This window comes from Scandinavium sp. M-37 (assembly GCF_043558715.1).
Lineage (GTDB): Bacteria > Pseudomonadota > Gammaproteobacteria > Enterobacterales > Enterobacteriaceae > Scandinavium > Scandinavium vulneris_A.
In genome coordinates this window covers 211,977-225,481 of record NZ_JBIGIN010000002.1, presented here as the reverse complement: position 1 = coordinate 225,481, position 13,505 = coordinate 211,977, and the positions used below count along the sequence as shown (strand labels likewise).

Here is a 13,505-nt window from a genome sequence, read left to right as displayed (position 1 = left end):
CCCCCCTGTTTAACGATAAGTCTATATAAAAAGGGGATGCCTGACTTCGGCATCCCCTCTACAGATTCTCAGGCTTAAACTAGCGCGCCGTATATCGTCAGCAACGCCATGATCACCACCACCGCGTACGACGCTTTCTTCGCCATCGACACCGCTGCTTTCGGCGTTTCAACCTTATCTACATGCGGCTCGCGGGCCAGTGAGAACTGAGCCAGTTGAGTCAGCACCTGATACTGCGAAGAATGACGATCGCCAAGCGAGGCGAACCAGGCGGGCAGCGCTTTTTCACCGTGACCAATCAGCGCATACACTACGCCAACCAGACGCACCGGCACCCAATCCAGCACGTGAAGAATGGCATCCACACCTGACTGCTGACGGTCCCGCGGGGTCTGATAACGCGCCAGCCAGCTTTGCCATGCACGCAGGAACGCATAGCCCATCAGCGTGGCAGGCCCAAACGGACCACCGACCACGAACCAGAACAGCGGTGCGAGATAGTAACGATAGTTAATCCACAGCAGCGCGTTTTGCAGTTCACGCAGGTACTCGCGCTCGTTGCAGCCGGGCGGCACGCCGTGGATTAACGTCAACTCACTGGCCATCGCATCACGGGCATGGGCGTCGTTACGCGACGCGGCTTTCAAATACGCATGATAGTGCAAGCGCACTTTACCCGCCCCGATGCACAACAGGCCAATCAGGATCCACACCACCAGCAGCGGCACATTAAACAGCACGCCAAACAACACCCGTTGGATCAGATACACAATCACCATCGCAACGAGGGTCATCAGCAGGGTGAGAGAAAAGGAGTAATTTTTGATACGGCGGAACAGGACTTCCAGGCGGTGATCAAGTTGCCAGTGTTCGCCCAGCTTGAACAAGCGCTCAGCAATCAGCACCAGTAACGTGGTAAACAGCGTCATGTTATCTCCTTATCTGACGGGTGGCTCACCAGAGCACGGAAGCGCGGCCAGTCAAACGCCGGGCCGGGATCGGTTTTACGTTCGGGCGCGATATCGTTATGACCGGCCATGTTGTTGGCGAGCGCCGGGTAGGCCGTCATCAACAGACGGGTCAACGCCGCAAGCTGTTGATATTGCGCATCGGTATAGGCCAGCGTATCGGTGCCTTCCAGCTCAATACCAATCGAGAAGTCGTTGCATTTTTCACGCCCTTTATAGCGCGACACGCCCGCATGCCAGGCGCGTTTATCGAATGGAACGTACTGCACAATTTCGCCATCACGACGGATCAGGCAGTGGGCCGACACGCGCAAATGTGCAATTTCAGCAAAAAACGGATGAGCATCCGGATCGATTGTTCCAGTGAATAATGCATCGATCCACGGGCCGCCAAATTCGCCGGGCGGTAAACTGATATTATGAACCACCAGCAACGTTGGTGCTTCATCATCCGGGCGGCAATCGTGATGCGGCGACGGAACCCGTCGGGCATTATCCAGCCAGCCACCGTGTAACTGCATGCGGACGCTCCTCATTCTATTCTATGGTGCAAAAATCCGGTTCAGAGTAGCATGTTTATAACTTATGATTCCTTACCATTTGGAGTTTTATCATGCCGCCTCGCCGCTACAATCCTGAGCAACGTCGTGACGCATTGCTGGAACGTATTAACCTCGATATTCCTGCTGCTGTAGCCCATGCGCTACGTGAAGATTTAGGCGGCGAAGTGAACGCCGGAAACGACATTACCGCCCAGTTACTGCCTGAAGATTCACATTCTCACGCCGTGGTGATCACCCGTGAAGCGGGCGTATTTTGCGGTAAACGCTGGGTGGAAGAAGTATTTATCCAGCTCGCCGGAGATGACGTCACTCTCACCTGGCATGTGGCGGATGGCGATTTGCTGACCGAGAATCAGCCGCTGTTTGAACTTCACGGCCCCTCACGCGTGCTATTAACTGGCGAACGCACCGCATTGAATTTCGTCCAGACGCTGTCCGGTGTGGCAAGCGTGGTGCGTCGATACGTCGATTTGCTTGAAGGCACAAAAACCCAGTTGCTCGACACCCGCAAAACCCTGCCCGGCCTGCGCACCGCGCTGAAATATGCAGTGCTGTGCGGCGGCGGCGCGAACCATCGCCTGGGCCTGTCGGACGCATTTTTGATTAAAGAAAACCACATCATCGCGTCGGGCTCCGTTCGCCAGGCGGTAGAAAAAGCCTTCTGGATGCACCCGGATGTGCCGGTTGAAGTTGAGGTCGAGAACCTGGAGGAATTACAGGCGGCCCTCAAAGCCGGAGCTGACATCATCATGCTCGACAACTTCGACACACCGTTGATGCGTGAGGCGGTGAAAATTACCCAGGGTCAGGCGCGGCTGGAAGTGTCTGGCAATGTGACCTTCGACACTATTCGTGAATTTGCCGAAACCGGGGTGGATTTCATTTCCGTCGGGGCGCTCACCAAGCACGTACAGGCCCTCGACCTGTCGATGCGCTTTAAATAACACCAGACGCGAGGGGGATTTACGATCCCCTTCGCAACCCGCTGCAACGCGACTGAAAATCGCGCGAAAGATCAGAAGCTCCCTTCCCAATTTCATTTTTCCCCTTCGCCAGCCGCCACGCCTGCTGCCAAAGTGCTCCCGTCAAACAAGGAGCGACTTATGGATAAACAATACGGATTCACCCTGATCGAGCTAATGGTAGTGATTGGCATAATTGCCATTCTCAGCGCCATCGGCGTTCCGGCGTATCAAAACTACCTGCGTAAAGCGGCATTAACCGACATGCTGCAAACCTTCATGCCCTATCGTACCGCGATTGAGCTGTGCGCCCTCGATCATGGCGGTACGACGGAGTGTGATGGTGGCAGTAATGGCATTCCTTCCCCGACGACCAGCCGCTATGTGTCAGGCATGGAGGTCGTACAAGGTTCCGTGACGCTGACCGGCCAGGAAAGCCTCACCGGGCTTAGCGTCACACTGAAACCGGCGTGGGATACACAAAACGGAATCACCGGCTGGCAGCGCACCTGCACGATCGCCAACGACAGTGCGCTAAAACAGGCCTGTGAAGACGTGTTCCGTTTTGATGCATCCTGAGGGCGCAATGATGACTAACCACCGGTTAACCACCCTCTGCCGACGCCACCATGCGGTGCTGCTCAGTAACGACGAGCAGATTTTGAGTATCGCCATTGTCGGGGCGCCGCCGAAAGAGTTGATGGACTCGCTGCGTTTTATGACACAAAAACGCATTGATATTGAATGCTGGGATCAGCCTCGAATGGACCAGCATCGGCATACCTCGCAGGATACGCATCTGCCCGCTGCCCATGATGACACGGGCAACGTTGTGGAACTGCTCAATCAGACCTTTCAGCAGGCATTACAGCAGCGTGCTTCCGACATTCATTTTGAACCAGGCGACACGGTACTGCGCGTCCGTCTGCGGGTTGACGGAGTGCTGCACCCGCTGCCCGATTTCTCGCCAACGCTCAGCGGGCCGTTGATAGCCCGGCTCAAAGTGTTGGGGAATCTGGACATCGCCGAGCGACGACTGCCGCAGGATGGACAATTTAGCGTCGACATTGCCGGGCGCAATGTCTCTTTTCGTATCGCCACCCTCCCCTGCCGCGGGGGTGAAAAGGTGGTGCTGCGCCTGCTACATCAGGTTAAACAGGCGCTGGATGTCACGGCGCTAGGCATGAATGCGTCGCAGCTGCAGACCTTTCACCAGGCGCTGAATCAACCCCAGGGCCTAATGCTGGTCACCGGCCCTACCGGTAGCGGAAAAACGGTCACCTTGTACAGCGCGCTTCAGGCACGAAACCGCCCGGAGATTAATTTATGCAGCGTGGAAGATCCGGTGGAGATCCCGCTCGATGGGATCAATCAGACGCAGTTCAATACCCGCGCGGGGCTGACGTTTCAGAACGTTTTGCGCGCCATGCTGCGCCAGGATCCTGACGTCGTCATGGTGGGCGAAATTCGCGATGCCGAAACCGCCGAAATTGCCATTAAGGCTGCACAAACCGGGCATCTGGTCCTCTCAACGCTGCATACCAACTCCACCACTGAAACGTTGATTCGGCTACAGCAGATGGGCGTCGCACGCTGGATGATTTCTTCAGCCCTGCTGCTGGTGATCGCCCAACGACTGGTCCGTCGCTTATGTCCCTATTGTCGGGCGCAGGACGGAGATTATGATGCACTCCCGGTCACCCTATGGCCCAGCGTTTTGCCGCACTGGCGGGCCAAAGGCTGTGACCGCTGTTATCACGGCTATCACGGACGCATTGCGCTGTTTGAAGTTCTCGCGATCACGCCCGCATTGAAACAGGCGATTGTCAGCGGAGCCAGCCCTGAGGAGGTCGAACAGTTGGCGCGTGCATCCGGCATGACAACGCTGTTCGAACATGGCTGTGAGGCCGTAACCCAAGGGCAGACCACCGTGGAAGAACTGCTGCGCGTGTTGGGTGTGCCGCATGGCGAGTAAACAGCTCTGGTACTGGCGCGGCCTCACGGCAGACGGGGATTCCCGGCAGGGCCTTGTCTGGGTCGAGGATAAGCTGGCAGCCCTGGAATGTGCCCGGGAAGACGGGGTGCATCCGCTGATGCTCAAACGTCGGGCGATTCGCCCCTCACAGTGGCGGGCACAGTACAGCAGTGAGCTCATGCAGCAACTGGCCACGCTGCTGCAGGCGGGACTAACGCTGTCGGAAAGTTTACACCTTCTGGCCGAGCAGCATCCCATTCCACAGTGGCAAGCCCTGATGCAGGATCTCGCCCGTCAACTGGCTCAGGGGCAGTCGCTTTCACTCGCCATGCAAGACTGGCCGGAGGCATTTCCGCCGTTGTATCACGCAATGCTCCAGGCTGGAGAAATGACCGGCAAGCTGGATTACTGCTGCGCTCATCTGGCGCGGCAACAGGAACAACAGCAGCGGCTGAGTCAAAAAGTCAAAAAAGCACTGCGCTACCCGCTGATGATCTTGCTGCTCGCAGTGTTGGTGGTAATTGGCATGAGTGTTTTTGTGCTGCCTGAGTTCGCCGCGATTTATCGCACCTTTAATACCCCGCTGCCGGTGCTGACCCGTTGGGTGATGGCGATGTCCTCGACGGTGCAGCAAGGGCTACCGCTGCTGGTCTGTCTGACTATCATGCCGTTTATCCTGCGTCCCATTTTGCAACGCAGCTCGCGCTGGCAGATGCTTCGCCCGCAGCTGTGGCTGGCATTGCCGATGGTATCAGGGCTGATTCGGGGACGAATGCTAAGCCAAATTTATACCGTGCTGGCCTTAACCCAGAACGCCGGGATCCCTTTTCTGCAAGGGCTTGAGAGCGTCGAAAAGACGCTGACCTGCCCGTGGTGGCGAAGCGTGATTCATCAGATGGGTGAATCCATCGCGCAAGGCAGCGCTATCTGGCAAGCAATGGCACAGCAGACGGTTTTTACACCGCTCTGTAAGCAACTGGTGAGAACCGGTGAAGTGTCTGGGTCACTGGATAAAATGTTAGAGAATCTGGCGCATTACCACAGTGAACAGACGCATCAGCAGGCGGATAACCTGGCGACGATTCTGGAACCGGTGATGTTACTGGTGACGGGGGTGATTATCGGAACGCTGGTGGTGGCAATGTATCTGCCCATCTTTCATTTGGGGGATGCTATCAGTGGGGGATAAACGCTGGCGCAAGAATTACGCCAGCGATTTACGGCATTACAGGCTGTTGAACACGCGGTTCTCTTGTTCCTGAACGCGGATGAAGGTCGTACGTTTGGTCAACTCTTTCAGGCGTGAAGCACCCACATAGGTACATGCTGAACGCAGGCCGCCCAGGATATCACGCGCGGTATTTTCGACCGGGCCACGCATCTTGAGCTTAACGGTTTTGCCTTCCGCTGCGCGGTATTTCGCAACACCACCAACGTGACGGTTCATTGCAGACTCGGAGCTCATGCCGTAGAACAGCATGAATTTCTCACCGTTCTCTTCTACGACGGTGCCGCCGCTTTCTTCATGCCCGGCCAACATCCCGCCCAGCATCACGAAATCTGCGCCGCCGCCGAAAGCTTTTGCCACATCGCCTGGCATGGTGCAGCCGCCATCACTGACGATCTGCCCGCCCAGGCCGTGCGCCGCATCAGCACATTCAATAACGGCAGAAAGCTGCGGATAGCCCACACCGGTCTTAACACGAGTGGTGCATACGGAACCTGGGCCAATGCCGACTTTAACGATATCCGCACCGGCCAGGATCAGCTCTTCACACATCTCGCCGGTCACTACGTTGCCTGCGCAGATGGTTTTGGTCGGCCAGGCTTCACGTGCTTTGGACAGGAACTGGACGAAGTGCTCGGAATAGCCGTTTGCCACGTCGATGCAGACAAAGTTCAGCGCCGGATTCAGGTTCAGGATCTGTTTGGTTTTATCGAAATCCGCATCGGAAGTACCGGTCGAAACCATGACATGTTTCAGAACATCGGCAGAAACGCTCCCTGCAAAGGCTTTCCAGTCTTCAACAGAGTAATGTTTGTGAACAGCGGTAAGAATACCAAAGGACGCCAGGGCTTTTGCCATCGCGAAAGTGCCGACGGTGTCCATGTTCGCTGCAATGATAGGAACGCCAGACCATTTCTGACCGGAATGCTTAAAGGTGTATTCGCGTTCCAGCTCAACTTCGGAACGACTTTTGAGGGTAGAGCGTTTAGGGCGGATAAGGACGTCTTTAAAACCTAACTTCAGATCTTCTTCGATACGCATGTACGGATTCCTGGGGTTAGAAGCAAAAATGGACTAAGCACAACTCCAGTGACGTTATCATACGCACTAATCATCCTGTCGCAAGACTGCGATTTTCACTTTTTTTACGCTACAATCGTACAAATTTACCTGGTGAACGGCGATTTTAACGTATGTCACTTTGGTGGCCGTCAGAGCTAAATTTAACCTTTTGATTTGTAGCGGTAATTCTTCACAGGACAGGGTGGTATGGGGTATACAGTGGCGTTAACAGGTGGCATCGGTAGCGGGAAAAGTACCGTCGCAAATGCTTTTGCAGACCTGGGAATTAACGTTATTGATGCCGATGTCATCGCCCGTCAGGTTGTTGAACCCGGAACCCCGGCATTGCAGGCTATCGTCAGTCGGTTTGGCGCAAAGATGTGTTTGCCTGATGGCAGCCTTAACCGTCGTCAGTTACGTGAGCGCATTTTCACCGATGCCGCAGAAAAATCCTGGCTTAATGCCCTTCTCCATCCTCTGATTCAGCAGGAAACACAGCGACAAATGCAGCAGGCGACTTCGCCTTATGTTCTGTGGGTAGTTCCGTTACTGGTGGAGAATCAACTCTGGCATAAAGCCGATCGCGTGTTGGTCGTGGATGTTTCTGAGGAAACACAGCTCTCACGAACCATTCAGCGAGACAATGTGTCAGAACAACATGCGAAACAGATCCTAGCCGCCCAGGTCACGCGCGAACAGCGTCTTGCCGTGGCGGATGACGTCATTGATAACAACGGCGCACCAGATGCCATTGCATTGGATGTAGCCCGCCTGCATGCCCGCTATCTGAAGCTGGCGCATCAGGCCGATTCACAGGAAAAATCGTAATGCACACCCACATCCTCTTTGAACATCCCCTGAATGAGAAAATGCGCACCTGGCTGCGTATCGAGTTTCTTGTTCAGCAGTTGAATTGCAATCTGCCCGTTCGCGATCACGCCAGCGCATTGCATTTTTTTAGAAATATCGGGGACTTACTGGATGTGTTCGAACGCGGTGAAGTTCGTACAGATTTATTGAAAGAACTGGAACGCCAGCAGCGCAAACTGAAACAGTGGGACGAAGTGCCAGGCGTCGACAAAGATCGCATTGAAGCGTTACGTCAACAGCTGAAAAACAGCAGTAGCATTCTGATGAGCGCCCCACGTGTGGGTCAGGTGCTGCGGGAAGATAAGCTGATTGGTCTGGTTCGCCAGCGTCTGAGTATTCCTGGCGGCTGCTGCAGCTTCGATTTACCGACGCTGCACATGTGGCTCCATGCCCCACAGGCGAAGCGCGATGCGCTGGTCACTCACTGGCTGGAAAGCCTGGCCCCGCTGAACCAGGCCCTGGATTTGATCCTCGACCTTATCCGTAACTCGGCGCAGTTCCGCAAGCACACCAGCCTGAATGGTTTCTTTCAGGATAACGGCGAAGACGCTGATTTGCTACGCCTTCAACTGGTGCTCGATGAACAGCTTTATCCGCAAATCTCCGGCCACAAGAGCCGCTTCGCCATTCGCTTCCTGCCACTCGACAGCGAAAATGGCACCGTGCCAGAACGTCTGGATTTCGAACTGGCCTGCTGCTAAGGAGACACTATGAGCGATATCATTACCGTAAACTGCCCGACCTGCGGCAAAAGCCTGGTCTGGGGCGAACAAAGTCCGTTCCGCCCCTTTTGCTGCAAACGCTGCCAGCTCATTGACTTAGGCGAGTGGGCCGCTGAAGAGAAGCGGATCCCAAGCTCTGGCGATTTGTCAGAAAGCGATGACTGGAGCGAAGAGCAGCTGCCTTAAGCCTGCTCGATCAGTTTCGCAATAACCGGTGCGTTGGCAGGCGGAAACTCGTCTGCCAACAAATCTTTCTGCGCAACCCAGCGTCCCGGCTGCCCTTCTTTGCCCCACGGCTCGCCCTGCCAGCTGTCTACCAACCAGAACCACAGCGTGATATGACGATCCGGAAACTGGTATTCCAGTTTATCGAACAGCATTGCTGACTCCGGCAGGATCCCCACTTCTTCGTACAGTTCACGCGCCAGCGCTAACTCAGGGCTTTCGCCTTCTTCGATTTTTCCCCCCGGAAACTCCCACATGTTAGCCATGTGTGCATCAGCAGCACGCTGGGTAATAAAGATTTCCCCTGCCGCGTTACGCAGGATACCGGTCGAGATTTGCAGTATTTTCATTGTCTTCTTTCCATAAAAAAGGCGCTGTCACCAGCGCCTTTGTTTTCGCAGTTCTTCGTGTCTGTCAGAGCTTAGCTGATACGACCGTGGCACTGCTTATATTTTTTACCGGAACCGCATGGGCACGGATCGTTGCGGCCCACTTTGCGATCGCCGGTTTCGGCGGCCAGTGATTCTGCGGCGGCGGTGTCGTCGTCAGCGTGGCTCAGTTGCTGCATCTGCGCCAGACGTTCAGCTTCCTCGCGGCGCTGCTCTTCCATGGCCTCGACTTCTTCAGGCATACGTACCTGAACTTTGCACAGGGTGCTGATCACTTCATATTTCAGTGATTCCAGCATCGCGGCAAACATGGAGAACGATTCACGCTTATATTCCTGTTTAGGATCTTTCTGCGCATAGCCACGCAGATGGATGCCCTGGCGCAGGTAGTCCATCGCGGCCAGGTGTTCTTTCCACAGGGAATCCAGCGTTTGCAGCATTACGCCTTTCTCGAAGTGGCGCATCATTTCGGTGCCCACTACTTCTTCTTTACGCTGATAAACATCGATGCCGCTCTGCAGAATACGCTCACGCAGCGTTTCTTCATGCAGTTCTGGCTCTTTGTCCAGCCACTCTTTAATTGGCAGGTCGAGGTCAAAATCATTTTTCAGGCGCTCTTGCAGACCTTCGATATCCCACATTTCTTCGAGAGACTGCGGCGGAATGTGTGCATCGATAGTCGCTTTGAACACGTCTTCACGGATGCTGGTGATAGTTTCGCTCACGTCGGACACGTCCAGCAGTTCGTTACGCTGGGAGTAGATCGCGCGACGCTGATCGTTGGCCACATCATCATATTCCAGCAGCTGCTTACGAATATCGAAGTTACGGCTTTCCACCTTACGCTGCGCGTTGGCGATGGCTTTGGTCACCCACGGGTGCTCAATCGCTTCGCCCGGTTTCATACCCAATTTACGCATCATGCCGGAAACACGATCGGAGGCGAAAATACGCATCAGCGCATCTTCCATCGACAGGTAGAAGCGGGAAGAACCGGCATCACCCTGACGACCAGAACGACCACGCAGCTGGTTATCGATACGGCGAGATTCGTGACGCTCTGTACCGACGATATGCAGACCACCTGCCGCCAGAACGGCGTCGTGACGAACCTGCCAGTCAGCTTTAATCTTCGCGATTTGCTCTTCGGTCGGGTTTTCAAGCTGCGCGACTTCTGCCTGCCAGCTGCCGCCCAGCATGATGTCAGTACCACGACCCGCCATGTTGGTAGCGATGGTAACGGTAGACGGATAACCCGCCTGAGCAACGATATCCGCTTCACTGGCGTGGAACTTGGCGTTCAGTACGTTGTGCTTGATACCGGCTTTTGTCAGCTCGTGGGAGACCACTTCGGATTTCTCGATTGAGATAGTCCCTACCAATACCGGCTGGCCTTTCGCGGTACGATCGCGGATATCTTCGATGATAGCCTGGATTTTTTCGGCTTCGGTCATGTAGACCAGGTCCGGCATATCCTTACGGATCATTGGACGGTTGGTCGGCACCACCACGGTATCAAGTTTGTAGATGGAGCTGAACTCGAACGCTTCGGTATCCGCAGTACCGGTCATACCGGCCAGTTTCTCGTACAGACGGAAGTAGTTCTGGAAAGTGATAGAAGCCAGCGTCTGGTTCTCGTTCTGGATGTCGACGCCTTCTTTAGCTTCCACCGCCTGATGCAGACCATCAGACCAGCGACGTCCCTGCATGGTACGGCCGGTGTGTTCATCAACGATGATGACTTCGCCATCTTTAACGATGTAGTCCACGTCGCGGGTAAACAGAACGTGGGCACGCAGCGCGGCGGTGACGTGATGCATCAGCATGATGTTGGTCGGTGAGTACAGGGACTCACCCTCTTCCATAATGCCTTCACGCACCAGCAATTCTTCAACCAGCACCAGACCACGTTCGGTGATGTTCACCTGGCGTGCTTTCTCATCCACGGAGAAGTGACCTTCACCCTGGAAGGTGTCGGAGTCTTCTTTTTCCTGACGGATCAGATGCGGGATAATTTTGTTAACCTGCTTGTACATCTCGGAGCTGTCTTCAGCCGGACCAGAGATGATAAGCGGCGTACGGGCTTCATCGATAAGGATGGAGTCCACTTCATCCACCAACGCATAGTGAAGTTTACGCTGGACACGCTCTTCCGGGCTGAACGCCATGTTGTCGCGCAGGTAGTCAAAGCCGTATTCGTTGTTGGTGCCGTAGGTGATGTCCGCGGCATAGGCTTCACGCTTAGCGGGCGCTGGCATACCGGACATGTTCACGGCCACGCTCATGCCGAGGAACTCGAACAGCGGACGGTTGTTTTCGGCGTCACGCTGTGCCAGATAGTCGTTGACGGTAACCACATGAACGCCTTTACCAGACAGGGCGTTAACGTAGGCTGGCAGCGTTGCGGTCAGGGTTTTACCTTCACCGGTACGCATTTCTGCGATGCAGCGGTCGTTCAGAACCATGCCGCCGAGCAGCTGCACGTCGAAGTGACGCATCCCAAATACGCGTTTACTGGCTTCACGTACCACGGCAAACGCTTCCGGGATCAGGCTTTCTACAGTGGCGCCTTTTTCCAGACGCGCACGGAACTCGTTAGTTTTCGCTTTGAGTTCATCATCGGAGAGTTTTTCCATCTCCGGTTCCATGGCATTGATTTGTGCGACGGTTTTGCGCATACGACGCAGTGTACGGTCGTTACGGCTACCGAAAACTTTGGTTAATAAATTAAGCATAATTAAAATCTCAATCGCCCCGCCATGCGGAGTCTTAGTCATTAGGTGAAGTTTTGTTTTTTTCAGCTAAGGCGTTGAGGTCCGGCGCGAATACCCTGTACCTGGCTTACCCAGGAACTGACTGAAAAGGCAGGATGTGCTGCAGGCTCTGCACCCCATGCCACCGAGCGAACGATCGCGGGCGGCTGGCTTTCACGCATCAGCAGGGCACTGAGCGTATCCAGCAGAGCAAGGTGATGAACTTCAAGCGGCGCAGACGCTTCTGCGACCGGCAGCGCCTGGGGTGCCATCGCGAAGGACAGATGACGAATAACCGTGCGAATGGCGTGTTGATGCCAGTAATCGACGGTAAACGCAGGGCGACGGTTGCCATCGAGCAATGCCAGATGGGTGAAGTTAACCTTCGTTGCGGGGTTATGGCTGCTGGCGGTTTTGGTCGGTGGAACAGATTCAGAGGCAGTGGCAATCGCAGGCAAGCCGAACCCTGCCGCGACCATCCCCAACAGGAGATGCGGCCAGAAGTATCGTCTGCCAAACTGTCGCCAACGCGTCAGTATACCGTTCACTTACCTTTTCACCTTGATTGCCAGGCAACCCATCAAAAAATTTAGCGTCATGATAGTACCATTAATGGCTCGCGCCAGCAGCAGGAATGACGGTTTACCGCGCGGAAAAGTGCTCAGCAAAGCAGCAATCGCACCTATTTGTGGCATGAAATTGATAACGGGTGGCGCAGGAAGCGTTTAGGGGGAGGCTGAAAAGAAAAAACGACTGGTTCCCTGGACGGAGAGAACCAGGTTGCCAGTCGAATTTACAGAATGGTCAGGCTTATGCCAGAACCATTGACGGTGATTTGAATGCCAGTGGCAGTTCAGCTTCGTCTTCGAAGGTCACAAACTCCCAAGCTTCCTGTTTTGCCAGGACCGCTTGCAGCAGTTTATTGTTCAGTGCGTGACCGGATTTGTACGCGGTGAATGCACCGATGATATTGTGACCACACATAAAGAGGTCACCGATAGCATCCAGCATTTTGTGGCGCACAAACTCATCTTCAAAGCGAAGGCCGTCTTCGTTCAGTACGCGATAATCGTCAACAACGATGGCACAATCGAAGCTGCCGCCCAGGCACAGACCGCGGGACTGCAGATATTCGATATCACGCATGAAACCAAAAGTACGCGCTCGGCTAATCTGACGCATGAATGCATCCGCAGAGAAGTTCATAGCATAACGCTGGTTGCTGCCATCAATCGCCGGATGGTTAAAGTCGATGGTGAAATCCAACGAGAAACCATTGAACGGCTTGAATTCAGCCCATTTGTCGCCGTCTTCTACGCGAACTGTTTCTTTAATGCGTACAAATTTCTTCGCACAGTTCAGTTCATCAATGCCTGCGTCGAGCAGCAGATAAACGAACGGGGCAGCGCTACCGTCCATGATCGGGATTTCTGGTGCATCGACTTCAACAATGATGTTGTCGATACCCAGCCCGGCCAGGGCGGCGTTCAGGTGCTCTACCGTTGAAATCCGCACGTCATGCTCGTTGACAAGGCAAGTACAGAGCATGGTATCACGCACAGATTTGGCATCTGCCGGAAAATCAACCGGTGGATTCAAGTCGGTGCGACGATAGATGACCCCGGTATTTGCCGGCGCAGGGCGTAACGTCAGTGTGACCTTTTTGCCGGTATGTAAACCGACGCCAGTCGACTGAACGATACGTTTAAGAGTCCTTTGTTTGATCATCGTATAATCTCGCCAAATTACCTATCCAACCGAAGTGTACTATACATTCGGCAGGCCAGT

14 protein-coding genes are annotated in these 13,505 nt (G+C 54.6%); 7 read left to right on the top strand and 7 right to left on the bottom strand.

The window, feature by feature from the left end; translation table 11 throughout:
• Nucleotides 1–74: 74 nt before the first annotated feature.
• Together ampE and ampD are read right to left on the bottom strand one after the other, a co-directional pair.
• Nucleotides 75–929 carry a beta-lactamase regulator AmpE gene (ampE, locus tag ACG0Z5_RS02990; protein ID WP_394445253.1) on the bottom strand — a complete coding sequence of 285 codons (855 nt, stop codon included), beginning with the start codon at nt 927–929 and terminating at the stop codon, nt 75–77.
• Complete coding sequence (gene ampD, locus ACG0Z5_RS02985; protein ID WP_319628168.1) at nt 926–1,489, bottom strand: 1,6-anhydro-N-acetylmuramyl-L-alanine amidase AmpD; 564 nt, start codon at nt 1,487–1,489, stop codon at nt 926–928. The genes ampE and ampD overlap by 4 nt, the downstream gene beginning before the upstream one ends.
• Nucleotides 1,490–1,581: 92 nt before the next feature.
• Between ampD and nadC the strand changes: the two genes are divergently transcribed.
• From nadC to hofC, 4 genes are all read left to right on the top strand, one after another.
• Nucleotides 1,582–2,475, top strand: coding sequence for a carboxylating nicotinate-nucleotide diphosphorylase (gene nadC / locus ACG0Z5_RS02980; RefSeq protein ID WP_394445251.1), 894 nt, complete (start codon nt 1,582–1,584; stop codon nt 2,473–2,475).
• Nucleotides 2,476–2,634: 159 nt separating this feature from the next.
• Nucleotides 2,635–3,072: a prepilin peptidase-dependent pilin gene (gene ppdD, locus ACG0Z5_RS02975; RefSeq protein ID WP_319628170.1), complete on the top strand. Its 438-nt coding sequence runs from the start codon at nt 2,635–2,637 to the stop codon at nt 3,070–3,072.
• Nucleotides 3,073–3,082: 10 nt separating this feature from the next.
• Nucleotides 3,083–4,468: a type II secretion system protein GspE gene (gspE, locus tag ACG0Z5_RS02970; RefSeq protein ID WP_394445325.1), complete on the top strand. Its 1,386-nt coding sequence runs from the start codon at nt 3,083–3,085 to the stop codon at nt 4,466–4,468.
• A complete protein-coding gene (gene hofC, locus ACG0Z5_RS02965; RefSeq protein WP_394445249.1) occupies nt 4,458–5,657 on the top strand; it encodes a protein transport protein HofC in 1,200 nt (399 codons plus the stop codon). Before gspE ends, hofC begins: the two co-directional genes overlap by 11 nt.
• Nucleotides 5,658–5,693: 36 nt before the next feature.
• Here hofC and ACG0Z5_RS02960 read toward each other — a convergent pair whose 3' ends face one another.
• The gene (locus ACG0Z5_RS02960; protein ID WP_319628172.1) at nt 5,694–6,737 is read right to left on the bottom strand and encodes a GMP reductase; all 1,044 of its coding nucleotides are present in this window, start codon (nt 6,735–6,737) and stop codon (nt 5,694–5,696) included.
• Between the two features lie 228 nt (nt 6,738–6,965).
• Between ACG0Z5_RS02960 and coaE the strand changes: the two genes are divergently transcribed.
• The 3 genes from coaE to yacG are packed head-to-tail and all read left to right on the top strand — an operon-like array spanning nt 6,966 to nt 8,536.
• On the top strand, nt 6,966–7,586 hold the full coding sequence (gene coaE, locus ACG0Z5_RS02955) for a dephospho-CoA kinase (RefSeq protein WP_394445248.1): 621 nt from the start codon (nt 6,966–6,968) through the stop codon (nt 7,584–7,586).
• A complete protein-coding gene (zapD, locus tag ACG0Z5_RS02950; RefSeq protein ID WP_394445247.1) occupies nt 7,586–8,329 on the top strand; it encodes a cell division protein ZapD in 744 nt (247 codons plus the stop codon). Before coaE ends, zapD begins: the two co-directional genes overlap by 1 nt.
• Nucleotides 8,330–8,338: 9 nt before the next feature.
• Nucleotides 8,339–8,536 (top strand): DNA gyrase inhibitor YacG, encoded by a 198-nt coding sequence (gene yacG / locus ACG0Z5_RS02945; RefSeq protein ID WP_319785236.1) that lies wholly within the window; start codon nt 8,339–8,341, stop codon nt 8,534–8,536.
• On the opposite strand, the gene mutT is transcribed toward yacG, so the two are convergent.
• From mutT to lpxC, 4 genes are all read right to left on the bottom strand, one after another.
• On the bottom strand, nt 8,533–8,925 hold the full coding sequence (gene mutT, locus ACG0Z5_RS02940) for an 8-oxo-dGTP diphosphatase MutT (protein ID WP_394445246.1): 393 nt from the start codon (nt 8,923–8,925) through the stop codon (nt 8,533–8,535). The two genes, yacG and mutT, sit on opposite strands and share 4 nt — an antisense overlap.
• A gap of 71 nt (nt 8,926–8,996) precedes the next feature.
• Nucleotides 8,997–11,702 (bottom strand): preprotein translocase subunit SecA, encoded by a 2,706-nt coding sequence (secA, locus tag ACG0Z5_RS02935; RefSeq protein WP_394445324.1) that lies wholly within the window; start codon nt 11,700–11,702, stop codon nt 8,997–8,999.
• Between the two features lie 59 nt (nt 11,703–11,761).
• Nucleotides 11,762–12,265 carry a secA translation cis-regulator SecM gene (gene secM, locus ACG0Z5_RS02930; protein ID WP_394445245.1) on the bottom strand — a complete coding sequence of 168 codons (504 nt, stop codon included), beginning with the start codon at nt 12,263–12,265 and terminating at the stop codon, nt 11,762–11,764.
• Between the two features lie 262 nt (nt 12,266–12,527).
• Nucleotides 12,528–13,445, bottom strand: coding sequence for a UDP-3-O-acyl-N-acetylglucosamine deacetylase (gene lpxC / locus ACG0Z5_RS02925; protein WP_394445244.1), 918 nt, complete (start codon nt 13,443–13,445; stop codon nt 12,528–12,530).
• Between the last annotated feature and the right edge of the window lie 60 nt (nt 13,446–13,505).